The organism is Mucilaginibacter angelicae (assembly GCF_042434235.1).
GTDB classification, from domain to species: Bacteria; Bacteroidota; Bacteroidia; order Sphingobacteriales; family Sphingobacteriaceae; genus Mucilaginibacter; species Mucilaginibacter angelicae.
In genome coordinates this window covers 90,364-115,626 of sequence record NZ_JBHLTS010000071.1, presented here as the reverse complement: position 1 = coordinate 115,626, position 25,263 = coordinate 90,364, and the positions used below count along the sequence as shown (strand labels likewise).

21 protein-coding genes are annotated in these 25,263 nt (G+C 41.8%); 9 read left to right on the top strand and 12 right to left on the bottom strand.

From position 1 onward, the window contains the following. From ACFFGT_RS23235 to ACFFGT_RS23220, 4 genes are all read right to left on the bottom strand, one after another. A partial coding sequence (locus tag ACFFGT_RS23235; RefSeq protein ID WP_377024909.1) for a hypothetical protein occupies positions 1 to 988 on the bottom strand: 988 nt, incomplete at its 3' end. A gap of 75 nt (positions 989 to 1,063) precedes the next feature. Beyond that, a complete protein-coding gene (locus ACFFGT_RS23230; RefSeq protein ID WP_377024908.1) occupies positions 1,064 to 1,216 on the bottom strand; it encodes a hypothetical protein in 153 nt (50 codons plus the stop codon). 36 nt (positions 1,217 to 1,252) lie between these two features. Continuing rightward, the gene (locus tag ACFFGT_RS23225) at positions 1,253 to 1,396 is read right to left on the bottom strand and encodes a hypothetical protein (protein ID WP_377024907.1); all 144 of its coding nucleotides are present in this window, start codon (positions 1,394 to 1,396) and stop codon (positions 1,253 to 1,255) included. Positions 1,397 to 1,447: 51 nt separating this feature from the next. Further along, positions 1,448 to 1,609: a hypothetical protein gene (locus ACFFGT_RS23220; protein ID WP_162996918.1), complete on the bottom strand. Its 162-nt coding sequence runs from the start codon at positions 1,607 to 1,609 to the stop codon at positions 1,448 to 1,450. A gap of 568 nt (positions 1,610 to 2,177) precedes the next feature. Here ACFFGT_RS23220 and ACFFGT_RS23215 point away from each other — a divergent pair. Beyond that, positions 2,178 to 3,608 carry a tetratricopeptide repeat protein gene (locus tag ACFFGT_RS23215; RefSeq protein ID WP_377024906.1) on the top strand — a complete coding sequence of 477 codons (1,431 nt, stop codon included), beginning with the start codon at positions 2,178 to 2,180 and terminating at the stop codon, positions 3,606 to 3,608. A 19-nt stretch (positions 3,609 to 3,627) separates the two neighbouring features. On the opposite strand, the gene ACFFGT_RS23210 is transcribed toward ACFFGT_RS23215, so the two are convergent. From ACFFGT_RS23210 to ACFFGT_RS23200, 3 genes are all read right to left on the bottom strand, one after another. Further along, the gene (locus ACFFGT_RS23210; protein ID WP_377024905.1) at positions 3,628 to 3,924 is read right to left on the bottom strand and encodes a hypothetical protein; all 297 of its coding nucleotides are present in this window, start codon (positions 3,922 to 3,924) and stop codon (positions 3,628 to 3,630) included. Between the two features lie 220 nt (positions 3,925 to 4,144). Beyond that, positions 4,145 to 4,513 carry a helix-turn-helix domain-containing protein gene (locus tag ACFFGT_RS23205; RefSeq protein WP_377024904.1) on the bottom strand — a complete coding sequence of 123 codons (369 nt, stop codon included), beginning with the start codon at positions 4,511 to 4,513 and terminating at the stop codon, positions 4,145 to 4,147. 166 nt (positions 4,514 to 4,679) lie between these two features. Next, positions 4,680 to 6,965, bottom strand: a complete 2,286-nt coding sequence (locus ACFFGT_RS23200) for an ATP-dependent helicase (RefSeq protein ID WP_377024903.1) — start codon at positions 6,963 to 6,965, stop codon at positions 4,680 to 4,682. Positions 6,966 to 7,086: 121 nt separating this feature from the next. On the opposite strand from ACFFGT_RS23200, the gene ACFFGT_RS23195 reads away from it, so the two are divergent. Then, positions 7,087 to 7,584, top strand: a complete 498-nt coding sequence (locus ACFFGT_RS23195) for a hypothetical protein (RefSeq protein ID WP_377024902.1) — start codon at positions 7,087 to 7,089, stop codon at positions 7,582 to 7,584. Between the two features lie 47 nt (positions 7,585 to 7,631). On the opposite strand, the gene ACFFGT_RS23190 is transcribed toward ACFFGT_RS23195, so the two are convergent. Beyond that, positions 7,632 to 7,991 (bottom strand): response regulator, encoded by a 360-nt coding sequence (locus ACFFGT_RS23190; RefSeq protein WP_377024901.1) that lies wholly within the window; start codon positions 7,989 to 7,991, stop codon positions 7,632 to 7,634. A gap of 352 nt (positions 7,992 to 8,343) precedes the next feature. On the opposite strand from ACFFGT_RS23190, the gene ACFFGT_RS23185 reads away from it, so the two are divergent. Then, the gene (locus tag ACFFGT_RS23185) at positions 8,344 to 9,495 is read left to right on the top strand and encodes a hypothetical protein (RefSeq protein WP_377024900.1); all 1,152 of its coding nucleotides are present in this window, start codon (positions 8,344 to 8,346) and stop codon (positions 9,493 to 9,495) included. A 144-nt stretch (positions 9,496 to 9,639) separates the two neighbouring features. Here the strand turns inward: ACFFGT_RS23185 and ACFFGT_RS23180 are convergent, their stop codons facing one another. Beyond that, positions 9,640 to 11,604 (bottom strand): M1 family metallopeptidase, encoded by a 1,965-nt coding sequence (locus ACFFGT_RS23180; protein WP_377024899.1) that lies wholly within the window; start codon positions 11,602 to 11,604, stop codon positions 9,640 to 9,642. Between the two features lie 404 nt (positions 11,605 to 12,008). Here ACFFGT_RS23180 and ACFFGT_RS23175 point away from each other — a divergent pair, with 404 nt between their 5' ends. After that, positions 12,009 to 14,030 (top strand): thioredoxin domain-containing protein, encoded by a 2,022-nt coding sequence (locus ACFFGT_RS23175; RefSeq protein ID WP_377024898.1) that lies wholly within the window; start codon positions 12,009 to 12,011, stop codon positions 14,028 to 14,030. A 12-nt stretch (positions 14,031 to 14,042) separates the two neighbouring features. Next, positions 14,043 to 14,546, top strand: coding sequence for an FKBP-type peptidyl-prolyl cis-trans isomerase (locus tag ACFFGT_RS23170; RefSeq protein WP_377024897.1), 504 nt, complete (start codon positions 14,043 to 14,045; stop codon positions 14,544 to 14,546). Between the two features lie 111 nt (positions 14,547 to 14,657). On the opposite strand, the gene ACFFGT_RS23165 is transcribed toward ACFFGT_RS23170, so the two are convergent. The 3 genes from ACFFGT_RS23165 to ACFFGT_RS23155 all read right to left on the bottom strand — a co-directional run bounded on the left by ACFFGT_RS23165 (position 14,658) and on the right by ACFFGT_RS23155 (position 19,277). Further along, positions 14,658 to 15,449, bottom strand: coding sequence for a hypothetical protein (locus tag ACFFGT_RS23165; protein WP_377024896.1), 792 nt, complete (start codon positions 15,447 to 15,449; stop codon positions 14,658 to 14,660). A gap of 249 nt (positions 15,450 to 15,698) precedes the next feature. Beyond that, positions 15,699 to 16,418: a toxin-antitoxin system YwqK family antitoxin gene (locus ACFFGT_RS23160; RefSeq protein ID WP_377024895.1), complete on the bottom strand. Its 720-nt coding sequence runs from the start codon at positions 16,416 to 16,418 to the stop codon at positions 15,699 to 15,701. 69 nt (positions 16,419 to 16,487) lie between these two features. Then, positions 16,488 to 19,277 (bottom strand): TonB-dependent receptor domain-containing protein, encoded by a 2,790-nt coding sequence (locus ACFFGT_RS23155; RefSeq protein ID WP_377024894.1) that lies wholly within the window; start codon positions 19,275 to 19,277, stop codon positions 16,488 to 16,490. Positions 19,278 to 19,405: 128 nt separating this feature from the next. On the opposite strand from ACFFGT_RS23155, the gene ACFFGT_RS23150 reads away from it, so the two are divergent. The 4 genes from ACFFGT_RS23150 to ACFFGT_RS23135 all read left to right on the top strand — a co-directional run bounded on the left by ACFFGT_RS23150 (position 19,406) and on the right by ACFFGT_RS23135 (position 25,262). Then, on the top strand, positions 19,406 to 19,972 hold the full coding sequence (locus ACFFGT_RS23150) for an acyl-CoA thioesterase (RefSeq protein ID WP_121233902.1): 567 nt from the start codon (positions 19,406 to 19,408) through the stop codon (positions 19,970 to 19,972). A 52-nt stretch (positions 19,973 to 20,024) separates the two neighbouring features. Continuing rightward, positions 20,025 to 21,929, top strand: coding sequence for an ATP-binding protein (locus ACFFGT_RS23145; protein WP_377024893.1), 1,905 nt, complete (start codon positions 20,025 to 20,027; stop codon positions 21,927 to 21,929). 257 nt (positions 21,930 to 22,186) lie between these two features. Further along, complete coding sequence (locus tag ACFFGT_RS23140) at positions 22,187 to 23,266, top strand: fatty acid desaturase (RefSeq protein WP_377024892.1); 1,080 nt, start codon at positions 22,187 to 22,189, stop codon at positions 23,264 to 23,266. Positions 23,267 to 23,732: 466 nt separating this feature from the next. Beyond that, entirely contained in the window at positions 23,733 to 25,262 is a 1,530-nt protein-coding gene (locus ACFFGT_RS23135; RefSeq protein ID WP_377024891.1) for a TolB family protein, read from the top strand. Position 25,263: the final 1 nt, after the last annotated feature.

The window sequence follows — 25,263 nt, the reverse complement described above, 5'->3', positions numbered from 1 at the left end:
GAGCAAAATCAGCAGAACCTAAATCTCTTTTTGGACCAGGACCAGACTGAGCGAAATCAGCAGAACCTAAATCTCTTTTTGGACCAGGACCAGACTGAGCAAAATCAGCAGAACCTAAATCTCTTTTCGGGCCAGGACCAGATTGAGCAAAATCAGCAGAACCTAAATCTCTTTTTGGACCAGGACCAGACTGAGCGAAATCAGCAGAACCTAAGTCGCGTTTTGGTTGAGGACCGAAAGCGAAATCAGCAGAACCTAAATCTCTTTTTGGACCAGGACCAGACTGAGCAAAATCAGCAGAACCTAAATCTCTTTTTGGCTGAGGACCGAAAGCAAAGTCAGCAGAACCTAAGTCACGTTTTGGCTGAGGGCCGAAAGCGAAATCAGCAGAACCTAAATCACGTTTTGGCTGAGGACCGAAAGCGAAATCAGCAGAACCCAAATCTCTTTTTGGCTGAGGACCGAAAGCGAAATCAGCAGAACCTAAGTCACGTTTTGGCTGAGGGCCGAAAGCGAAATCAGCAGAACCCAGATCACGTTTTGGCTGAGGACCGAAAGCAAAATCAGCAGAACCTAAGTCACGTTTTGGCTGAGGACCGAAAGCGAAATCAGCAGAACCTAAGTCGCGTTTTGGCTGAGGACCGAAAGCGAAATCAGCAGAACCTAAGTCGCGTTTTGGCTGAGGGCCGAAAGCGAAATCAGCAGAACCTAAGTCGCGTTTTGGCTGAGGGCCGAAAGCGAAATCAGCAGAACCTAAATCACGTTTTGGCTGAGGGCCACGAGCAAAATCAGCAGAGCCTAAGTCGCGTTTTGGTTGAGGGCCACGGGCAAAATCAGCAGAACCTAAGTCACGTTTTGGCTGAGGACCGCGGGCATCGGCAGAACCTAAATCACGTTTTGGTTGAGGGCCGTTGGCTGCGTTAGCCAATGTTGCAGTTGATAATATGGTGCTTAATGCTAAGGTTGCTATCAGTGTTAAATTTTTCATGATGTTTTTAAATATGTGGGGGGACGTAAATATTTTTTGTTTGATATATCTCTTTTGTATGTTATTGCTTGTTGCTTAGTCGGCGCTGCCTAAATCTCTTTTAAAGCCGGTTGTCAATGAGTTTACTTGCGTAATTACAGGTTTCTCTTTGTTTTCATTTTTGTTTGTAGCTGATGATAATGCACCTGCACTAAGGGCTACTGTTGCTATGAGGATGAATTTTTTCATGTTGTTTTTATGTTTTATTGATCTTGAATAAATAAATCAGTCAGCACTTCCCAGGTCTCTTTTATAACCGGTTGTAAATGAATGAAGGTTAGCAAACTCAACTTTGGGGCTTTCCTTTTTGCATGATGTAATAGCTCCTGTGAACAGAACTGCTAAAGCGATGGTGATTATTTTTTTCATGACCGTGTATTATTTATCGATGTTGAATTTCTTGTATTGATTTTATTGATCTCAGTCGGCACTTCCCAGGTCGCGTTTAAAACCTGTGGGTGTTTTGGTGAAATTGACAGCTGTTGGCTGTGCATCTTTTTTTGCTGATGAAGACAAAACTGATGACGATGACAGTACCCCGGCGCCTACGGTAAGGAGTACAAAAAACACTGTTTTTTTCATATTGATTAATTATTGTATTTATTATTCTATTTTTTAAATTAATACGATAGTAAATATTTATTAAAACTCATCAAGCTTATTTTAAGCTTATCACAAATATTTTAAAAGCCGGATTTTACTCTCTGTTTTTTAAAAATGCTGTTGTTTTAAATTTTAAAAAAATGTTATCTGTTTCGTATTTTTACACTCTTAATTACGGGGTTAAATTACTAATTTTAAATGTAATATCATTTGTGTTAGTTAGTTGCATGGTATACAATTTATTGCACGTTTTTCACATTATTTCACTTATTTGATATACAAATTATAGCCGCTACTGCACATTTTACATATATGTTGAAATATTATTGTAATTGGTTATAACCTGCTCAAAGTGGTATGGAATAATTGTTTTTTTGTATTTAATATGTTGTATATCAAATATTTAACACTGCAAATATAAATATGTTTTTTAATTAGTTGGAAAAAATATAAAAATAATTTTCCACAGCGTTTTTTATTCTTAACATTAAATATAATTCAGCATTATTTTATAACTTTCACCCGAACAGAACGTAAAAGTTTTTTAATGAAAAAAATCGGCGCATTTATATTATTCTTTTTATTATCGTTGACGGTATACGCGAATGATATAATTGATATTGCTGCTAAAGATACTAATGAAGTTATAACTATAAATGCCAATGCATATAAAAACAGGTTAACCAACCCGGAGCAAACTGTTGAAGATGCTAATAAGGCCCTCAAGCTATCAACCAAGCTTAATTATATTGATGGTATTGCCGAAGCTTATCGTGTTATAGGTATAGGTAAATACTATTTGGATCAACCCGAAAAAGCTATTGAAAACTATCTGAATGCACTTTCATATTTCACCCGTAACAATAACCTGAGGGGGGAAGCAAGTGTTTATAATAATATTGGGATCCTGTTTCGCGATCATGATTATGAACGCTCTCTTGATTATCTTAATAAAGGGTTGGAAATAGCTCAAAAAATAAATGATACTAAACTGCTTGGATCATTATACCTAAACATAGGTAACGTTTATACACGTAAAAATAACCTGTACATGGCGCTTAAGTTTTATGACAAAAGCTTTCCGATATTTCAAAAGCGACATGATACGATAAACATGATCCAGTGTTTACAAAATCGCGGCGTTATTTATTTTAAGCTTAAAGATTATGATAAAGCGCTGAGTTTATTGCTTGAAGCCAATACAGGGGCAAAAGCCGGAGATTTGAATGAATCGGTAGCCAGCGTTGACCTTACGCTTGCGGCGCTTTATATGACCAAGGGCGATTTTAAAAATGCAGAAAAGATGGTGCAGGAGGGAACTGCCTATACCCAGTTAGTGAAAGACCCAAAGCTTGATTACGATTACAAATATACTACATACGAACTGGAGTATAATAAAAAGAACTACGCCCGTGCGGTAAGTTTATTAAGGGAAATATATACGCAGGATAGCGTTACTTACAAAACTAACGTATCTGCACAAATGAATTTGGTTGAGGCCAAGCGCAGGCAGGAAGAGCAGTTGAAAGAGAACGAAAGAATTGCAGAGCGCCAGGCTTACGACCGGACAAAATTTTGGGCGGTAACTGTGGTTGCGGGTTTGATGCTTGTAGTAATTGGTTTGCTTATAAGCAATGTAAAGCGCAAGGCTAAAACCAATTCACAGCTTACCCTCTTAAACGGGGAAGTATCACGGCAAAAAGATAACCTCGACCGTATAAACCATCATCTTGAAGAAATTATTGATGAACGTACTAAGGACCTGCAGTTAAAAAATAAAAAGCTTTCCGAGCATTCTTCATACCTGTCGCACCAGATCAGGGGGCCTATAGCTACTTTACGGGGCTTAATTAACCTCGAAAAAGAAGGCCTGGTTGACCAGGCCGAATGTTTGGATATGATGGATAAGTGCGTATCTGAAATTGATGAAAAGATCATCGAAATGAGCGATATGCTGCATAACCCGCCACGGGTTTAACCTGTAACGATAATTTTCCTTAACTAAAGTGTACCGGCAGGCTTGAGTGTATCTGTGCTTCTATGAGGCCAAGGTAAATACAATACCACGATATCATTTGTAAAACCAGCAATTGCCTGTGTTTGTTATAGCCCTGAGTTTCAAAAGCCAGTGTTTCATTGCCGGAGGTTACAAAAAATCTTACTTCGCCTTTGCTGGGTTTAAAACGGGCCCTCAGTAAATCAAATGCCTTAACTTTTAGCTTACTTTTGGGATCATGAATGATACCATCGCTCAAGGTTTCGTTTTTTGATATGGAGATAAGATAATTTGACATACGTTTTTGTATTTATAATCCGTATGCCACAATTATTACTCCAAAACCCTTATAAAACGCTCATTATCGATAAATTAGCTGACACAATAAAAGGAGTTTTATTTTAATTTCCTTTTATTAAATATTGTTAACTGTTATTTAACGCAGCTGCTAAAACAGGACACAAATGCGAAGCAAACAATGTACACTATCTGTAAATTGTAACATTTACAACACACAATTATATTGCTAAGCTGGCTTTGTTGCGTAATTCCTCATATAGCAATATTACCTTACGCTGTAAATTAGCAATTTCCGATTCGCGGTCTATCAGCTTTTTTTGCGCAACGCTTAAACTTGATGGTTTCATATCAACCTCTTCGGTATCAAGGGCCAGTAGGTTCACTACGTTTATATCAAAAATATTAGCAATTTGTTCAAGGCGCGATAAGTTAATATCGGTTACGCCGGTTTCAATTTTTGAAAATGCCGGAATAGAGATGCCCAATCGGTTAGCCACGTCTTCCTGGCTCCATCCGTGCTGATGGCGTAATGTCCGGATGTTTTTACCAACGGATTTGTTTGTTTTCTTTTTTATAGTATCGCTCATATTCAATTAAGTATTAATTAAGGAAAGGGATACTAATACAATCCAAATGGTATGCCATCATTAAATTACCTTTAAATTAGTGTTATAAGGGCAATTTAATGATGGGTTGTGGTGAGGCATGGGGAATCATTTCCTCAAAGTAGGGATTTTAACTCTTAGTTTATGTTTACTGAACTATGTAGAGCTTTGCAAATTTTAGCAATAATTGCTTTTGACCAATCTCCTTGAAGAAGATCGTAGCCTTTATATCGGGCTTATTACCCTCAAGTGAAAGTACTTTACCAAAGCCAAAACGTTCATGCTCAACCTGCATACCAACCTGCAGATTGGATGTATCTGATGGCTTGAAATCGGCTGAAGGCACATGGGCTTTGGCCAGTATGGATGTGGTTTTTACTGGTGCGGCAGCTGCCGGTTTTGGCTTTGAAAATGTATCTGGCTGTTTGTCCCGGCTCCATGCTTTGCGTTCATCGTCAAAGAACGGATTACTGCCCGAAGCGGGTTTGGCGGTGTAATCGAGCTCAAGGTATTTAGCATCAATTTCGTCTAAAAAACGGCTTGGCTCGCAATTAATCAATGTTCCAAACTTAAAACGTGAGGTGGCGTAACTGATATGCAGCTTGCTTTCGGCACGGGTAACGGCTACATAAAACAGGCGGCGCTCTTCCTCAAGATCGCTGCGTGAGTTAAGCGACATTTGCGAAGGGAAAAGATTTTCTTCCAGCCCCACAACATATACCTGCGGAAATTCCAAACCTTTTGACGAGTGGATGGTCATGAGCGATACTGTTTCGGCATCCTTGTTTTTATCCTTGTCATCGTTGGTAAGCAGGGCTACATCCTGCATGAAAATATCAAGGCCTTTTTCTTCAATATCCTCACGCTCCGAAAACTCCTTGATACCGTTTAAAAGCTCCTGTATATTTTCGTAACGGTTAAGTCCCTCAACCGATTTATCTTCATAAAGATCCTTCAATAAGCCCGAGTGCTGCGCAATATATAAAGCCGATTCGTAGGCTGATTTGGTTTTGGTCAACACCTGGAAACTCTGGATCATGACAGCAAAATTGGAAACCGCACCGGATATTTTTCCTTCCAGGTATTTGGCCGGTTCAACTATCACTTCCCAGGGTGTTATGCCGTGCTGGTCGGCAGCAACAATGATCTTATCAACCGAGGTGTCACCAATACCGCGTTTAGGGTAATTGATAACACGCTTTAAGGCTTCCTCATCATTAGGGTTGAAGGTGAGCCTGAAATAAGATATCAGGTCCTTAATTTCCTTACGCTGGTAAAATGAAAGCCCGCCGTATATTTTATATGGGATGCCCAGCTTGCGTAAAGCCTCCTCCATGGAGCGGGATTGCGCGTTGGTACGGTAAAGTATGGCAAATGCCGACCATTTAAGCCCGTTTGAGCTGCGGTCCTGCATAATGGCTTCGGCTACTATCTTACCCTCCTCGTTATCGCTGAAGGCACGCATAACTTTAATCTTATCGCCCGATTCTTTTTCGGAGAATACGTTCTTTTTAAGCTGATCTTTATTATTGCGGATGATGCTGTTGGCCACATTCACAATGTTTTGGGTTGAGCGGTAGTTTTGCTCCAGCTTAAACACTTTCAGATCGGGATAATCCTTTTCAAAGTTTAAGATGTTTTGGATGTTGGCGCCACGGAAAGCATAAATACTTTGGGCATCATCACCTACAACACATAAGTTTTCGTTAACTGCCGCAAGCTTTTTAACAATCAGGTACTGTGAAAAGTTAGTATCCTGATACTCGTCAACCATTAAGTATTTAAACTTATGCTGGTATTTGTTGAGCACATCGGGATGCAGCTTTAGCAGTTCGTTGGTTTTGTACAGCAAATCGTCAAAGTCCATTGCGCCGGCACGGTAGCAGCGGGTGGCATACATTTCGTAAATTTTGCCCATTTGCCCTCGGCCGCTCGAAAAGTCGTCGGCCTGGATCTGTTCGTTCTTGTTATATTCCTGCCACGAGATCAGGTTGTTTTTTGACGCCGAAATGCGGTTAAGTACAAAGTTTACACTGTACAGCTTGTCATCAAGGTTCATTTCTTTTAAAATGGCCCTTAATACGCTCTTGCTGTCGTCGGTATCATAAATGGTGAAATTGCTGGGATAGCCAATTTTTTCGGCCTCCACCCGTAGTATTTTGGCAAACACTGAGTGGAAGGTGCCCATCCATATATTTTTGGCCTCATTGCCAACAACATGCGTAATACGCTCGCGCATTTCGCGGGCTGCTTTGTTGGTAAAGGTAAGTACCAGTATGTTAAATGAATCAACACCCTTGCGTACCAAATGCGCCACGCGATAGGTAATAACACGTGTTTTGCCCGATCCGGCACCGGCAATAATCATTACCGGCCCTTCAGTTTGTTCAACCGCTGCCCTTTGTTCGGGGTTTAATCCCTGTAAATAATCCAAAATCTTTTCCTCTTTTCTTGAAGCAGCGAAATTAAGGTTTTGGGGCGAAAGGGGAAAGGAGTTTTGTGGATTTCGGATTTCGGATTTTCGATTTCGGATTTGTATTCATTATAATTGAATAATGAAGTTTGATAATTTAAAATGGATAGTAGCAACATTAGTAGCATTGTTTTGGGCTATTATTTTAACCTGCGATGCCTTGACTGCTGATTTTGACGGGGATAACGTTGTTATTAATGCTTTGCATTTAAGAGCTATAACAAAAAATACAGGAGGGAGAGGGAGTTTAAATTATGGCCTTTATGTTCAAGAAAATGATAAGCACTATCAAATTGGTGCTAATTGGGCCGACTGTTTTTACTACGATACCTTTGTTGATAATGTAAAACCAGGACATGTTATAAGGTTATCGGTTTTAAAGACCAACGGTTTGATAATGAACAATGATTTATTAGAGGTTGTAAACGTTGATGTGGATGGAGTAACTTATTTAAGCCATGATTGTGCGAGAGATAGTATAGAGAATCAGAAAAAGATACTACCATTTGCATGGCTTTTGGCAATCGGGCTTTTTACGTATTGCTATTTTAAAATATACCGTAAAAGAAAAATAAAGTAAATCTCCTGCTATTAAGGTTTATAAGACTGTCAAGATTATTTAAAAGTCTAATTCAAAAACCTGTTAATCGTTTTCACCAGCTTATTTACATCAAAAGGTTTGGGAACAAAAGCATCATAACCGAAGTTAACCAGGGCAATGGCCTGTTCATGATAGGCCGAGATCAGGATTACCGGGATATGCCGGGTATCTTCGTTGCCTTTAATAAGCTGGCAAATGCGGCCGCCATTGAGGCCGGGCAACATATAATCAGTTAAAACCAGGTCGGGGTTGTAGTTTTTTACGGCTGCAATAATATCATCGGTACGGTTAAGGCCCGTAACCTCAAAATCATGAAAAGTGAGCACCGTTTCCAGTACCCGTAAAATTTCGGCATCATCTTCAATTATGAGTATATTTTTTGCCATAGATAAAATGCTAATTGTAGTGTAATCGCTATTAGCTCTTAATGTCACAAATAAACAAAATGTTTTATAATTAAAAATATTCCCCAGACCCTATTGAAGTCAATATAGCAGTATATTGACTGATATCTACCTTATTAACAGTTAGATGTGATGTTATTGTGTGGTATTTTATCTTTTTGTAAAGATAATTGTTTTAGTGGTTTTTTACAACTAAAACAACTGATAGTAAGTTAAATAGCTTTCATGCAATAGCGGCGTGCAGCATAACTGCCGGGTTTTGTTTTTGGATGATGCAACTCATTAAAAAGTGGTGTGTCATTTATGGTATAACCTGATAGATATGATTTGCAAAATGAAAATTAAATTTAGCCTGAACCTGGTGTTCCTGATCTGTTTTACTGTTGCCGCAAACAAAAGCGTTGCACAGGATGCCAATAAAGCAGAAACTGATAACGCTGTTGTTAACCTGAATGAAGCCGATACGCTTGGTAGCGGCACCGCTGTAATTATGCCAGCCCCGGATGTTTTAAAAAACATCGGGATTATTTATGATGATGACAATCTGCAGGATCAGATTAAAAGTAATTCAATAAAAATCGCATCAAAAAAGTACACTAAGCTTTATACTGCCGGCAAATTGGATGGGCTAATGATCGATAACCGTTTTGGTGAGGTTAAAATAAACACCTGGAACCGTAATGAGTTTAGCATAGAAGTACAGGTAAATATTTATGCCGATAAACAAACCGACGCACAGAACTTTTTAAACGCGATTAATGTAAGCGACAGCAGGAGGGAGGCTACAGTATCTTTTAAAACAATCATTGGCGATGACGACGGCAATAATGGCAATGTGTTATGGAAGGGAGAGGATAAGCCTCATATTAAAAAAATAGAAGTGAATTATGTTGTTTTTATGCCATCGAAAAATGCTTTAAGCATCAACAACAGCTATGGAACAACCATTTTGCCCGATTTTGAAGGAAAATTATTGTTGAACAACCTATATGGCAATCTTAAAGCAAAACGATTGATCAACCCGCTTAACTACGTAAAAGTAAACTTTGGCAATGCCGATATTGAAGGCTTTAGCGGTACCAGGCTCGAAATTATACACGGCAGCCTCGACCTTAATGAAGGTAATAACCTAAATGCCAGTGTAAGTTATGGCCCGGCACGAATAGGGAAAGTTTATTCGTCGGCCAACATTAATGTAAGGTTCGGTAAGCAGCTCAGGATAGAAAATATCGACAAAAACATAAAAACGTTAAATGTAAATGCCGCCTACAGCAGCGTTGAGGTAGGCCGGATTACCGGGTTAAATGCCAATTTTGATGTAAGCACCTGTTATGGAAATTTAAACAGCAGCGATCCTAAGATTAAACTGCCGGATAATACAACGACCGACATTGCCACAAAAAGCTATAAAGGCCACTTAGGCAAAGGCGATGCAAATAAAAACATCATTATTAAAACAAACTTCGGCCAGGTTAATTTTGATTGAGAAAAAACCATAAAAAATGGCGATGAGCTCAAACACTCATCGCCATTGAAAAATTTCCTCTAATCTCTAATCTCTAATCTCTAATCTCTAATCTCTAATCTCCACACAAATCTGAAATCGAAATTCCGAAATCCGAAATCAAAATCACTCTCCCCTGTAAACGTTGTTTTTCAGGTCAACGTCGGGCAGTTCGTGATCCGGATCAATCTCCATACTTTTGATGGCCGATGTTGATGGATATTTAAACTTCCAAACGCCATCGCGCTGCCAGATATTTACCGGCAGGTGAAGAGTTTCGGTTTTACCGTTAACCTGAACAATTTTAAGATCAACAGGCATAGCCATTTTTTCGTTATTGGTAAGGGTGATCAGTGCGCCTTCGGCCGGATTACCTTTGATGTAGCTTACCGAAGTAATAGCCTGATCAAGCTTCCAGGTAGTAAAGAACCATGATTTCCAGAACCAGTTCAGGTCTTCACCGCTGGCATCATTCATAGCTCTGAAAAGGTCATAGGGCAGCGGGTGCTTAAATGCCCAGTTTTTAACATACTCGCGGAAGGCATAATCAAAACGCTCGGGGCCAATCACCACATTCCGTAATATATCCAGTCCTAAAGCAGTTTTGTTGTAGTATTGACCATAATCATTCAAGCCTATAGCTTCAGGAGCGGTCATGAGCGGGTCTTTACTGTTGCGGTAACCGGCCAGTACGTTTTGTGCCGATCCGCTTTTGTCAACATATTCGCCATTGTTAAACTGCTCGGTGGCGTATTCATTAATGAAAGTATTGAAACCTTCATCCATCCACATGTATTTGCGCTCGTTTGAGCCTACTATCATCGGGAACCAGTTATGACCTATCTCGTGGGTAACATCGCCCCAAAGCTGCCCTTTTTTAAAGTTACTGAGGCAAAAGATAGCGCCGGGATACTCCATACCCAATGCAACGCCCGATACGTTTACAGCCGAGTTCCATGGATATTCAAAGTAAGCTTTCGAGTAAATTTCCATGCTGCTTTTCAGGTACTCGGTTGAGCGTCCCCAGCCATCGTAGCCCGAGCTTTCAACAGGGTAGGCCGACATAGCGATACCTTTACGGCCAGACGGGAAGTTAACCCTTGCCGCATCCCAAATGAAAGCATCCGAGGCGCCCCAGGCAATATCGCGGGTGTTTTGCATTTTATAGTGCCAGGTCAGCATACCCTTAAACGGGCGGGTTGAACCTCTGCCAACCTCGCCAGCGCTGATTATAGTTACCGTTTTATCGCTGTTGCGGGCATCTTCCAGTCTTTTTAATTGAGCAGGAGTAAGCACCTCTTCAGGGTTTTGCAAATCGCCCGAGCCAACCACTATTTTATTGGCAGGAGCGGTGATGTAATAATCAAAATCGCCGTATTCGCAATAAAACTCGCCTAAGCCCATGTAAGGCAGGGTGTTCCAGCCTTCCACATCGTCATAAACGCACATGCGCGGGTACCACTGGGCAATTTCATAAACATAACCCTGCTTAAATTTTTTGCGGCCCATGCGGTCGGCGCCATAAAAAGGAATAGCAAAATCGTAGTTAACTTTAATCTCTATTTTTTCGCCTTTGCCATCCATCGGGGTATTAAGGCGCAGCTGCATGCGGGCATCGGTTATAACAGGATCAACCTTATAGGTTTCGCCTTTGTAAGTAACATCAACAGAGGCAATATGGTAGCCGCCACGACTAAAACCGCGAACGTCAAAGCGGTCGCCGGTATACGGGGTTACAGCCGCCCCGCGCGAATCAGGTTTGAACAGGTTTTGATCCAGCTGCAGCCACAGGTAATCCAATTTATCGGGACTGTTGTTGGTATAGGTGATGGTAACTTCGCCGGTGATAGTAGTATCCTTACCTTCGTTAAGGGAAGCTTTGATCTGGTAATCAGCACGGTTTTGCCAGTATGCAGGAGATGGCTTGCCTGCTGCCGAGCGTGTTCCGCCGCTGGTAACCGGCCAGGTAATAGGACCAAAAAGGTCCTGGTGATTGTACTTTGTAGTATCGGTACTTTGTGCCGATGCCGTTCGCGTTAAGGGCATCAGCGCTACAGCGCATAGTAAATAATTCAGTTTTAAACAGTGCATCTTAAATTTTTGATAATAAGGGGGCAAATAAAGGGAAATAATTTGTGAGTTTGACAATTTTAGATGCCGAAAGGGTTGGATATAAGTGATTTTGACTTATTTGTTTTGGGTTGTAATGGGGATGTTACTTTTAAAAAGTGTTTATATGAAATTGTCATCATGAATAAACTATTATGAGCTTAAACAATCGGTTACTACGTTAAAGATTTTTGGTTTAGATATGCACGCAAAGACGCGAAGGCGCTAAGAAAAAAAGCTTTGCGTCTTCGCGTCTTTGCGAGAAAAAATTTCTCCTCATAACAAGGCTTATAAATACCTCTCTTTAGTAAAACTTTTCTAAATAATTACCATTTAACTTACAGGTGCAATTATATCTGCATTTTTGCAGCAAATACATTTATCATATGAATCGCCTGGCCAACTCAACATCGCCATATTTATTACAACATGCCAATAACCCGGTTAACTGGTATCCCTGGGGCAAGGAAGCCCTTGATAGGGCCAGGGCCGAAAATAAGCTCATCCTGGTAAGTATCGGCTACTCGGCCTGCCACTGGTGCCATGTTATGGAGCATGAAAGCTTTGAGGATGAAGCCGTAGCCGCGGTAATGAACGAGTATTTTGTTTGTATCAAGGTGGATAGGGAGGAACGCCCCGATGTTGACCAGATATATATGAGTGCCGTGCAACTGATGAGCGGCAGGGGCGGCTGGCCGTTAAACTGCATTTGCCTGCCCGATCAAAGGCCTATTTACGGAGGTACCTACTTCCCTAAAAACGACTGGACATCGCTGCTCTTTAACCTGGCCGATTTCTACAAACAAAAACCTGAAGAAGCAGAAGATTACGCAGTACGCCTTACCGAAGGGATCCAGAAATATGAATCGATAGAGTTTGTGGAAGCCCAGACCCAATACAGTAAAACCGACCTGCAAACCATTATCAATAACTGGAGGCGCTATTTTGATAAACAGGAGGGGGGCACAGGTAACGCGCCTAAATTCCCGATGCCTAATAACTGGCTGGCTTTAATGCGCTACGCACATTTAATGAAGGATGAAGAGATTGCCCAACAGGTAAAGCTTACATTGCATAAAATGGCTTTCGGCGGGATCTATGATCATGTTGGCGGCGGCTTTGCCCGTTATTCGGTTGATGGTCGCTGGCATGTGCCACACTTTGAAAAAATGCTGTATGATAATGCCCAGCTCATCAGCCTGTATGCCGAAGCTTACACCTGGAGGCCTGATGAATTGTACAGGCAGGTAGTTGATGAGATCATTACTTTCAGTACTTGTGAGCTGATGTCGCCAGATTATGGCTTTTATTCGGCGCTCGACGCGGATAGTGAGGGGAAAGAGGGCAAATTCTATATTTTCACCAAAGAGGAGATCGAAGAGATCCTGGGCGATGAAGCCGGACTGTTCAGCATCTACTACAATATTACGGAGGATGGCAATTGGGAAGAAGAAGAAGCAAATGTGTTATTCCGCAAGGATAGCGATGAAGAACTCGCCAAAAAGTTAGGCTTACAGGTTGATGAATTACTTGCTAAAATAAATGCTTCAAAACAAAAAGTATTTGAAGCACGCAGCATCCGTGTACGGCCGGGATTGGATAACAAGATCCTGGCATCATGGAACGGGTTAATGCTTAAAGGACTTGCAGACGCTTACCGTACTTTCAATAAACCAGCATATCTTAAGCTTGCACTGAACAATGCCGGGTTTATTTTAAATAACCTGCTTGGTCAAAATGGCAGGCTCTCACGGGTTTATAGCGCCACATCGTCACAGGATAAGCCTGTTGCATTTTTGGATGATTATGCTAACATCATCGACGGCCTTATTGCCCTTTATGAAGTTACCTTTGATGAGCACTGGCTACTGCAGGCCAAAAACCTTGCTGATACGGCTATAGCCCACTATTATGACGAAACACAGGGCATCTTCTTTTTTACGGCCGATGATGATGAGCAGCTGATTGCCCGTAAATCTGAAATTATGGATGGGGTAATCCCGGCCTCCAATTCGGTTATGGCACGGGTGCTTAAAAAGTTAGGCTTGCTTTTTGATAACGAAAGTTACGTTGAAGTTTCGGCGCAGTTGTTACGCAATGTAATGCCTCAGCTGGCAAAGTATGGATCGGCCTATTCAAACTGGGTGATGCTTTTGCTGGATGAGGTGTTTGGAATAAATGAAATTGCAATAACCGGTGCCGGAGCGGAAGCTTTCAGAAAGGAAATGGAAAATAATTACATCCCCAATAAAATTATGTTGGGCGGTAATGCAGGAAGTTTACCTTTGCTGCAGGATAAGTTTGGTGCATCAACACAAATTTTTATTTGTAAAGATAAAACCTGCGGATTACCTGCTAATAACCCGGCAGACGCCCTTAATGAGGTTGAAGCCAGATTTTACAACTAAAAACAATTTATAATGAAGATTGCACCACAACACGTAGTATCATTAACCTACGATTTGTACGTAGACCGTGAAAACACCGGCACCGAAACTTTGGTAGAAAGTACCACCCAGGAACAGCCGCTAACCTTTTTATTTGGTGCAGGCCAGATGCTGCCCAAATTTGAAGAAAACCTGAGCACACTTGCAACCGGTGATAGCTACGAGTTTCGCTTATCTCCTGAAGATGCCTATGGTGTATATGATGAAGAAGCAGTAGCCAACCTGCCAAAAGAAATGTTTCAGGGTACTGAATTGCCTGAAATAGGCAGCATTTTGCCTTTACAGGATAACCAGGGCCACCGTTTTCAGGCTATGGTAGTTTCAATTGCCGAAGATGCTGTTATTGTTGACCTTAACCACCCAATGGCTGGCCAGGAACTGCACTTTAAAGGTAATATCCTTGAAGTACGTCCTGCAACTCCCGAAGAACTATCACACGGCCACGCACACGGCCCGGATGGTCACCATGATCACTAATTATCGATCAGGATATCAAAATAAAAAAGCCCGTTATGAAAATAGCGGGTTTTTTTGTTTGTTGAACTGGCAGGTTGCTCGTATAATAACACTTGAATTGTGATAGGTAGCTTATTTTGTGTTTGGCGGCACCGAGCTTGTATTAGAAATGGAAAACACTTGTTGCTTATCGGCGCTGTTAAGCGGCCTGAAACCGATGTAATATTCATTTCTGCTGTCATCATGTAAAACCTGTAATGAATAAACGGTAGTTGCGCCAAAGCCTACACTGCTGATAAAGAAAGTAGTGCCGGGTGCACCGGTAACCTGAGGCCCTTTTGTAAATACCCATTTGCTTAATTGCTCATTCTGCGGGATAGCATCGGCAAAATAAAGCCCGATAAGCCCGACAGATAAATACTTGTCTGCAACTTTCAAAAAATAGAATGGTTTTCCTGATGATGGCAAATAGCCCCCTTTTACAAAGTTAATGCTAAAGCCTGCTTGTGTTAGTTGCGTATTTATGATAACCCTTGATGCAACTTCAGGGTGGAGAACTTCGCGGGCTGTCGGTTTGAAATTGTATAAACCCGTACCGTTGATATTCCCATACAAATATCCATTTGCTATAGGCATCTCAATGATACTTAAATTGTCAAGTGGGCTGCCGGTTGTTGCAGCCATAGTTGCGTTAACTGCCGTTGCACCCATAGGCGCAGGGCTGGGGGCGGTGTTCGGCTCAACTTTTTCTTTGGTACAGTTTGCTAAAAGCAGGCAGCATGCAATGGCAAAGACATTTAAAACACTGCGCCTTGTGCGCATTACTAAAGCAAACTGAATTACATAATTGTTCCTGATGCGGAGTGCAGGAGCCGCATTGTTCAATAATAATTGAATGGCGGATAAGATAGTTGAAGGTTTCATTTTTTTAAGGTTTTAATTTTTAATGATCTTTGTTAGGCCTGATAAGGTTGCCTAAATCTGATATCAAAACTAATTATAGCCTTAAGCCCTTCCCAATTGGTTTTTCTGCGGCTCTCGTGTTAATTATTAAATTATGCCTTGCGTTTGCAGCTGCTTTTGGGTCTGTATGGATAATTAATAAAAAAATGCTATGGAGTGTTTACTTTTGCGTTTTTTGCAAAAGGTTTTTTCGGCGGGTACTAATTTTTATTAATAAAACTCCAGCCCGCCATCGTTCCTGAAAGCGCACTTCATAACTATACGGCATGCTACCGGCTCATCGTTTACTGTGGCCGGTATAAAGATCTTATCGGCAGGGTCGGGGACATCGATACTCATATTAAAAGCTTTCTCATAATTGCCGCTATACACATGTACTTTGAATGACGCAAGCCTGCCCAGTGGGCTAACCAGCAATTCAATCATGCCGAAAGATACATTGGGGTTAAGGTTCATCAAATCGGGTGGAAGCTTAAACAGGTTAAGGTAGGGCAGGTATCCAAAAAAGCGGCCGCCTATTTTAATCGGTTTGGTAACCCTTGCTGTATCGTTTAGCTGCACATCAACAATGTAATGCAGGTTTGATGTGGTGTCTTCAGGGGCTTCGTAGGTGACCTGGTTGGTTCTGTAGTCGAAGTTTTGTACAAGATGCCCCCGGTTATCAAAAAAGTGCCAAACACCGGTTTTTTTGTCATTTTCGTAGTACCCGCTGGCAAGCGCATAGTTTTTTTGGTAAAGGGCCTGGTATAAGCCCTGCCGGATGCCTTTATTGCTTTTAAGTACATTGAACCGTTCAACCACCGAATCGGTAAGGCGATGTTTTATGACAACCGTTTCGGGAGCAGTTTTTCCGGTGGCGGCGTCCTTTGTTTGTGCAAACACACTGCCGATAAATAATATCGATATAAAGGTTAAAATAAGTGTTCTCAATGCAGGGATATAGATTTTTGTAAATATATAACAGCGTTTAACTTATCTCCAAAAAAAGCGGGATACAAATTATCCCCGGCCGCCTCGGCGCCCGCCGCCGCCTCCTCCGCCAAAACCACGACCGCCGCCATTACGCCCCTGCGGACGGCTGCCTGCAAATTTTTGAAGCCGGAGCGTAAAGCTGAGCATAAAATATCTTCCCAACCGGTTGGTGCGGGTATCGATGATCTGGTTGCCTACCGCAGTACGTGTTATACCTTTGTTTTCGTCAAAAATATCAAAAGCCTGGAACCGGAGCGAGGCGATATGTTTTTTTAAGAACTGGTATTCAACATAGCTTGTCAATAAGGTAGGATCGGCCTTTACTGTGCTGCTGAAGCCGTGATTTATGGTTTGCGTTAAGCTGTAACCTAATACCCAGCTGTAAAAAAAGTAATTACGGCCGTCAAGTCCCAGTGTCCAGGTTTGGGCATCGGTATTTAATGACGATGGAAGACTATAACGTGTGGTGTTAAGGCTATAATTGGCGCTGATCTCGCTGTCCATAATGCTGTCAATATCTACCCTCAGTTTAGCGCCCTGGTTAAATACCCAGTTTTTACCCTCGTTCCTTGCGTTTTCAATGTATGATATATTATTGCTGTAGCTTGCACCACCGTTTAACGATACAGTGAATTTGCGTTCGGCAAAAGGTTTTGAAAACGTATAGTTTCCGTTTACATTGTAAAAACCATTGGTGTTAATATAACGGGTTGCCTGTATAGTATTGTTGCCTTTGGTGCTTTGCGTACTATCGGTAACAGGCGCCGAATTGGTAACTATCTTATCCTGTGTTTCGGCAAATGATAAGCTGGTGAACAGGGAATTACCACTGGCAATATCAAACTGGTTGTAGCGTACATTAAAGCTGTTGGTAAATTCGGGCTTTAAATCCGGATTGCCATAAATTCTGTTTTGCGGGTTTGAATAGTCGGGCTGCAACTGTAGCTGGCTAAATGAAGGCTGGGCGTTGGAGCCGCTGTAATTGAACGAAAAGGAATGGTTTTTAGAAAAGTTATAGATAAACCTTGCTGTAGGTATAATATTGAAGGTAGATGTGGTAGTATGGAAATTATGTGATTCGCCATCGAGCTTTGAAGGTTGAACTGCCAAACCTAAGGTGTAATTATATTTAGTTTGTACCCCGCGCAGGTTTAAACCGATACGGTTAGTAATAAACTGGTAGTTATATATTGTACTTAACGAGTCGACATAGGTTTGCCTGCCCGTTACGGGGTCTACCCGGTAATTGTAGCGGTTATTATCAGTATTTGAATAATTATAGCTGTAGTTACTTTCCAGGTAAGTGCTTTTGCCAATAGGTTCGATGTATGAAAAATGCAGGCTTACCTTTTGTGATTGATTATCCGAATTGATCTGCTGAAACAAAGGTGTAACAACAGTATCCTGCCGGGTAGTGTATTTATCGTTCAGGTCCTGATCGTTTTTTGAATAACTGGCATTGGCATTGATACTAAAATTGCGGCCTTTTTTATGAAATTTATGGTTGTACAATACATTGATGCTGCCTGTTTGCGACGAGTTATTGGTTAGGGCCAGTTCATCACCCGTAACAACACTCTGGTTGCGTGTGTTGCTGAAAGTATCGGTGCTCATGTTTTCGGCAGTGGCATATGAAAAGCCGGGGTTTATTTTAATATAGTTGGATGTATCTATTTTGTATTCGATATTGAAATCAAAACGGTGATTAATACCATGGTTATGATTGGTACTGTTATCCATATTGATGATGTTGCCCGATTGATAAAGATTTTGCTGCTCAGTTGTACTGTTGATATCCCTGTCTTTATCGGCAAAGCTATAGCTGCCATACACTGTTACTTTTTTACTCCAGTCGTCGCGGTAATTGGTACCTATAGACCGGTTGGTAGTAATCCCATTGGCAGTACTTACGCCACCAGCGCTGCTGCTGCCTCCACCGCCACCACGACCAGCCCTTCCACCGCCGCCACCGCTGCTGCCTAAATTAAAGGAGTTGGTATTATTGTTATTCCAGGTACCGATGAGCGCCAGCTGCCGCGCGTCGTAGAATGAATTGGCCGAGAGACGCGCCTGGTACCGATCGTCGTTACCTACGCCAACGCTTCCCTGGCCAAAATTGCCTTTGCTTTTTCCCTTTTGTATGGTGATGTTCAGGATCTTATCCGGATCACCTGTTTTGATGCCGGTAAGATTAGCTTGGTCGCCATAGTCGTCAATCACCTGGATGTTTTCTACAATATCGGCAGGCAGGTTTTGGGTGGCGGTTTGTACGTCTCCGGTAAAATAGTCCTTACCGTTAACCCGTACTTTGGTAACCTGTTTGCCATGTGCAGTTACGTTGCCATCCTTATCAACGCTTACACCAGGCAGTTTTTTAAGCAGGTCTTCTACAGGTGATCCTTCCCGCACTTTATAGGCGCTGGCTTTGTATTCAACTGTATCCTCTTTTATTGTAATGGGGATCACAGCCGAAACCACCACCGTGTTCAGCATATTGGTTTGCACCTTTACTTTAATGGGATCAAGTTTAATGGGTTTGGTATCGTTATCCATTACATAACGGCGGGTAAATGGTTGGTAACCGATGCCACTTATGCTGAGCTTGAAATTTTTGGAGATAACGGCCGGAAAATAAAATGCACCGGCTGTACTGGTTGCTACCACTACACTGTCTTTATCAGATATCAGTTTTACGGTAATTCCGGGTACGGCGCCCACGCTGTCAACTACAGTTCCGTGCACTTCGCGGGGCTGCTGGGCATAGGCCGTTGATAAAAAAAGAATGCCGATAAAAGCGAGCAGTAAGTGTTTTTTCATAGTTTAGGGTCAATTTAGGTTATTGACCATTAAAGTTTAGTGAAGGTTTAATGATTTAACCCCATGTAATACTAATGTTGCATAAATTGTACTTTAGCGCTTAACCCTATACTATATTATCATTATTTATGAGCACTTTACCCGATATCGACGGCTATAAAAGCGTAGCGTTTTCGCAGGCCACCATTACCGAACTGATGATCCCTTCATACTCCAATTTCGGCGGAAAAATTCACGGGGGGATCTTGCTTTCACTGATGGATAAGGTGGCTTATGTGTGCGCCGCCAAACATGCGGGCAATTATTGTGTAACCGCATCTATCGATACCGTAGATTTTTTGCAGCCTGTAGAGGTAGGGGAACTGGTATCGCTCATGGCATCGGTAAATTATGTGGGCAATACATCGCTGGTAGTAGGTATCAGGGTGATCTCTGAAAATATCAAAAATCATTCGGTAAAACATACCAATACCAGTTATTTTACCATGGTGGCCCGGGATGAGTTTAATAAACCCGCCAAAGTACCGGGCCTGGTACTGGAAAACCGGGAGCAGGTAAGGCGTTTTATTGAAGCCCGCCGCCGCAAAGAAATTAAGCAAAGCTATATGAAGGAAGTTGAACAGATTCAAATGCCTGATAACTATGAGCATTGCATTGAACTGCTGCAGGGCGAGCGCTGCCTTGTTGCCGGATAGCTATTGCGTATATAAAGTTTATTATTAGATTGCAGTCTGAAACTGTTAGCGAATGACGAGGCCTGTAGGTTTATTATTGCTGTTATTGATGCATGGTATTACTTATGCGCAAAAGGAAAGCGGAACGGATCCGAAAAAATCTCCTGCCCTGATCAAAACTATCGATAGCCTTAATAAGCTTGTTGAAAATACCTACGTTGGTGCCCCATATGAGGCAAGGGTAATGGCCGAGCATGCATTATTACTTTCGGAAAAAATAAAATATAATGAAGGTACAGGCAGCGCTTTTTTAAACCTGGGGCATGTGTATTGGTCACAGTCGTATTACCCTATCAGCTTATTTTATTTTAACTCGGCTTTAAACTATCTGCCCAAAAACAAGCCATTGGTGCTGGCTCATTGTTATAATTCTATTGGCCGGGCCTATACCGATTTGCAAAATTATGGTAAGGCTTTAAAAAATTTAGAGATAGCCGCCCGCTTTGCAGGTCATGATCCTAAAATGCTTGCCGAGCTTTACAATGAACGTTCGTTTGTTTATGCCAGGCTTAAGCAATACGATAAGGGGATAGCCAATGCTAAACTGGCCATGCAACTGAGCCGCAACATCAATGACCTGCCTGCAATTTGTATATTGTATAGCCGGTTGGCTAATGCCTACAGGTTAAAGGAACAGTATCCGCAAGCCATTGCTTATTCAGATACTGCCCTGCATATGAGCTATCTGGTTAATAACAAGCGTTTGAGGGCTATATCATTTATTGAACGTGCTACCATTTATAATTTGTTAAACCAGTATGATAAAGCTATCGGTCTTGCTCAAAAAGGTGCAGCTTTATCAGATAGTATAGGGGTGATGGATGGCATCTCGTCTGCTTATAAAACCATGACCTACAGCTTTGAGCAAAAGCACGATATGGTGCAGTCGCTGGCCTATCAAAAAAAATACACCCAGGCGCTTGATAGCCTTAACACTATTAACAAACGTAAAAATACGGAGCTGATCCAAAGTTATTTTGAGTTGAATAGCCGGCTTAATGCTATTGCAGCTGTTGAGCAAAAGGCTAAGGCATACCAGGAAAAAATCCATTTGCAGAAAGCTATAATCGTTACACTGTTTATCGTCTTGCTGATAGTAGTATTGGCTTTATCGGTTACGTATTACCATTACAAGCAAAAACGAGTTTTAAGTAACCGGATGCGTAAACAGCATAAAGCATTACTGATTCAGAAAGAATTGATAGAGGGGCAGTCTGCAAACCTGGCCGGTATTAATAGCCTTAAAGATAAGTTACTGGCTGTAATAGGGCATGACCTGCGTACGCCGCTTGCTAATCTGCATTCTATATTACGCCTTTACAATACAGGTGTTTTAACCGGAGAGGAAGTACAAAGCCTGATGGGAGAGATTGAACCTGTAGTGCAGAGTGCTGAATTAACCCTGTCAAACCTGCTTGAATGGGCGGGAAGCCAGATCAAAGGTGTAAATCACGAACCATCGGCGGTTGATATCCATTTAATTGGGATGGAGACAGAGCGGATCTTCAGCTATCTTTTTCAGCAAAAAAATATCAGGTTTGAAAACCGTGCTTTGCCGGGGATGTGTGTGCAGGCTGATGAGCGGCACCTAAAAGTGGTTTTAAGTAATTTGGTAAGCAATGCCATTAAATTTACAGGTGATAACGGCAATGTTACTTTACAAAGCACTATTGATGAAGGCTTACTGGTAATTAGCATTACTGATACAGGTAACGGGATCCCTGCTGAAAAACTCGATCGTTTATTTAACCTGAATACAAAATATACTGCAACAGGCACCTCCGGCGAAAAAGGAACAGGTATCGGTTTGTTTTTATGTAAGGAGCTTGTTGAATTTAACGGCGGCAGGCTGTGGGTAAATTCAGAAGTAAACAAGGGTAGTACCTTCAGTTTTAGCCTCCCTTTGGTAACAGATTAATCTTCTATCAAAAATTATTCCTATTTAAAATCTGTAACCTTACTACATGATTAATTCTTATTAAGTAATATGTTGCTGATATTGCCTTTTATAATTTCCTATAAAGAAATTTAATTATTTTGAAAAAGTTTTAATCTTTTGTTGGGTAATTTAAATCTATTTATCCCGTTGTTACGTATAAGCAATAAGTACTTTTTACTATATTGTGACAATTTATAGCAATTCTCCGACAAATTAAACTAACTCCCCAAAACTTAATGGCATTTTTAAACACTGTGCTCGAACCACCTGCATATGGTTGGACAGATGAACTTGGAAACCTCTCAAAACCCACCAACAAGCAAATTGTAAAGGAATTTTTTAAACGTTTGAATGTATTCAGCGATAAAAAAAACTGGCTCTCGTTTTTAAGCTGGTCGTTAGTACTGGCTTTAGTTCCGTTTTTAGGGCTGTTCATTTTTAAATATTTCAGCATTACAGGGCTTATTGTTGCCTTTGTATACAGCATGATCATTATGGGTACCCATGGTACTATCTGGCACCACAGGTATTGCACCCATGGCGCCTATACTTTTAAAAATAAATTCTGGCGCTTTTTTACACAAAACCTAACACTTAAAATTATCCCTGAAGAGATCTACGCGGTATCGCATCATGTGCACCATGCGTTGTCTGATCAGCCCGGTGATCCTTATAATGCCCAGGGTGGTTTTATGTATTGCTTTTTGGCCGATGTTAACCATCAGCCCATAGCCCGTAATATGGACGAAGCCTCTTACAACAAATGTGTTAACCTGATGAAGCATACAGGCATAACTGTTAACACTTACAAACAGTATCAAAAATGGGGAACCCTTGCCAACCCAACCCGTACTGTAATTGGTATCATATTAAACTGGGGTTTTTGGTTTGCTGCTTTTTACCTGTTAGGCGGCCTACCACTGGCCTGCGCTGTATTTGGTTCGGCGGGGATCTGGGCAGTTGGTGTACGTACCTTTAATTACGAGGGCCACGGCAAGGGAAAAGATATGCGCCGCGATGGTGTAGACCATAACCGCGAGGATATGTCCATCAATCAGTTATGGCCGGGCTATGTTGCAGGCGAGTGGCATAATAACCACCATTTGTATCCTAAAAGTGCCCGTTCTGGCTTTAAACCATATCAGTTTGATTTGGCCTGGTGTTATATTAAAATGATGAGCATGCTGGGGGCTGTTAGTTCATACCGCGATTCAAAAGCTGATTTTTTGAAGGAATATTGTACTCCTGTTCCGGTAGTTGTGCCGGTAGCCGTTTTGGTTGCTGATAAGGCTAATGTATTGGTGGCAGCGGAGTAAGCTGTTTTTATAAATATTATACAAAAGCCATAGCGAGATAATTGCTATGGCTTTTTTGTGTTAAAGAAACGTCTCCTCTGCTTGCCGTTGTTGTCACAACAACTGTTCGGAAGCTTTTTTAATTCCCTCCCTCGGGAAGGGTGCGGCTGAAATGTGTGTTGGCAGGGAGGGGTTTGTACGCCATTTCAAATGAATAGGCCTATTGGTGAACCCCTCCCTACACCCTCCCAGGGGAGGGAATCGCACAATCCCCCCGCTTTTTTATTTCTTCCGAACACCTATTGTGACAACACCAACAACGGCGAGACTTGGTTTAATAACTACCCAGGTGTTAAAAATACACTTTGTAAAAATCTGGTTATACGTTAAAAAAATGGAGAAATGTTAAAATAGTACTATCTTAATTGCAAATTGATTATATACCTTTAGTGAACCGATTATAGTGTACACTAAACACAAAAAACCAATGCGCAGTAAAATATTCAGTGTTGTTTTATGCATGGCTTGCCTTGCTTTATCAGTTCCGAGAGCAAATGCACAGGATTTGGGGATCTTTGATGGCCAAACAGATGTGGGTACAGTTAAGCATGCCGGCAGTGGGGTATATGACGCCAAAAATCAGCAATATACACTTACCGGCTCGGGTCAAAACATTTGGGCTACGCATGATGATTTTCATTTTGTGTGGAAGAAAATGAAGGGTGATTTCATCCTCCGTACCAACGCCGCGTTTATAGGTAAGGGTGTTGAACTGCACCGTAAAGTCGGTTTGATGGTTCGTGCTACACTCGATTCAAACTCAAAACATATCAATGCTGTTGTTCATGGCGATGGTTTAACCTCGCTGCAATACCGTAAAACAGTAAGCGGAATCACCGAAGAAAAGAAGGCATCCATCACCGCTGCCGATGTGATCCAGCTGGAACGCAAGGGCAATATCTACACCATGTCGGTAGCCCGCAAAGGCGATTTGTTTGTGAGCGAAGAAGTGACCGACCTTGATTTGGGCGATGATGTTTATGTAGGCATTTTCATCTGCTCGCACAATGCTGATGTTACTGAGAAGGCAGTATTCAACAACGTACGCATAATTACCCCGGCCCCGGCAACACTCGTGCCTTATAAACAATATTTAGGCAGCGCTATTGAACTGCTCGACCTGGAAAGCCAGAATACCACGGTGATCTACCAGTCGCCAAAATCTATCCAGGCCCCAAATTGGATGCTGGATGGTAAGTCCCTCATTTATAACAGTGAAGGTTCCCTTTATAAATTCGACCTAAAATCGCATACCCCAACATTGCTCAATACCGGTATGGCTAAAAATAATAATAACGACCACGTGCTTTCTTTTGACGGCAAAATGCTGGCCATCAGCAGCGGGGATGGCGGCCCGTCTATCGGTTATACCGTGTCTTCGGCAGGTGGTGAAGCTACCCGCATAACACAAACCGGACATGGGGCAAGTTATATGCATGGCTGGTCGCCCGATAAAAAGTACATTGTTTTTTGTGGCGAACGCAATAAAGAATATGATGTGTACCGCATCCCGGCAGCAGGTGGTCCCGAAGAAAGGTTAACCAATACTCCGGGTTTGGATGATGGCCCTGAATATTCGCCCGATGGTAAGTATATCTACTTTAATTCGGTACGCAGCGGTTTGATGCAGGTTTGGCGTATGAAAGCCGATGGCAGCGAGCAAACCCAGCTTACCAATGATGATTATAACAACTGGTTCCCGCACGTTTCGCCCGATGGCAAGTGGATAGAGTATATTACCTTCCTGAAAAGCGAAGTAGCCCCCGGCGATCATCCCTTTTATAAACATGTATATTTAAGGGTAATGCCTGTTGGCGGCGGTCCGTCAAAAGTGGTAGCTTATTTATATGGAGGCCAGGGTACTATCAACACACCTTCATGGGCGCCGGATAGCAAATACCTGGCTTTTGTAAGTAACTCTGATTTATTGTTTCCTGTATTTCCGATAGCAAAATAAC

Coding starts and splice junctions, on each gene's coding strand:
- ACFFGT_RS23230 (WP_377024908.1), bottom strand. CDS start 1,216: ATGAAAAAATTCATCCTCATAGCAACAGTAGCCCTTAGTGCAGGTGCA.
- ACFFGT_RS23225 (WP_377024907.1), bottom strand. CDS start 1,396: ATGAAAAAAATAATCACCATCGCTTTAGCAGTTCTGTTCACAGGAGCT.
- ACFFGT_RS23220 (WP_162996918.1), bottom strand. CDS start 1,609: ATGAAAAAAACAGTGTTTTTTGTACTCCTTACCGTAGGCGCCGGGGTA.
- ACFFGT_RS23215 (WP_377024906.1), top strand. CDS start 2,178: ATGAAAAAAATCGGCGCATTTATATTATTCTTTTTATTATCGTTGACG.
- ACFFGT_RS23210 (WP_377024905.1), bottom strand. CDS start 3,924: ATGTCAAATTATCTTATCTCCATATCAAAAAACGAAACCTTGAGCGAT.
- ACFFGT_RS23205 (WP_377024904.1), bottom strand. CDS start 4,513: ATGAGCGATACTATAAAAAAGAAAACAAACAAATCCGTTGGTAAAAAC.
- ACFFGT_RS23195 (WP_377024902.1), top strand. CDS start 7,087: ATGAAGTTTGATAATTTAAAATGGATAGTAGCAACATTAGTAGCATTG.
- ACFFGT_RS23190 (WP_377024901.1), bottom strand. CDS start 7,991: ATGGCAAAAAATATACTCATAATTGAAGATGATGCCGAAATTTTACGG.
- ACFFGT_RS23185 (WP_377024900.1), top strand. CDS start 8,344: ATGAAAATTAAATTTAGCCTGAACCTGGTGTTCCTGATCTGTTTTACT.
- ACFFGT_RS23180 (WP_377024899.1), bottom strand. CDS start 11,604: ATGCACTGTTTAAAACTGAATTATTTACTATGCGCTGTAGCGCTGATG.
- ACFFGT_RS23175 (WP_377024898.1), top strand. CDS start 12,009: ATGAATCGCCTGGCCAACTCAACATCGCCATATTTATTACAACATGCC.
- ACFFGT_RS23170 (WP_377024897.1), top strand. CDS start 14,043: ATGAAGATTGCACCACAACACGTAGTATCATTAACCTACGATTTGTAC.
- ACFFGT_RS23165 (WP_377024896.1), bottom strand. CDS start 15,449: ATGAAACCTTCAACTATCTTATCCGCCATTCAATTATTATTGAACAAT.
- ACFFGT_RS23155 (WP_377024894.1), bottom strand. CDS start 19,277: ATGAAAAAACACTTACTGCTCGCTTTTATCGGCATTCTTTTTTTATCA.
- ACFFGT_RS23150 (WP_121233902.1), top strand. CDS start 19,406: ATGAGCACTTTACCCGATATCGACGGCTATAAAAGCGTAGCGTTTTCG.
- ACFFGT_RS23145 (WP_377024893.1), top strand. CDS start 20,025: ATGACGAGGCCTGTAGGTTTATTATTGCTGTTATTGATGCATGGTATT.
- ACFFGT_RS23140 (WP_377024892.1), top strand. CDS start 22,187: ATGGCATTTTTAAACACTGTGCTCGAACCACCTGCATATGGTTGGACA.
- ACFFGT_RS23135 (WP_377024891.1), top strand. CDS start 23,733: ATGCGCAGTAAAATATTCAGTGTTGTTTTATGCATGGCTTGCCTTGCT.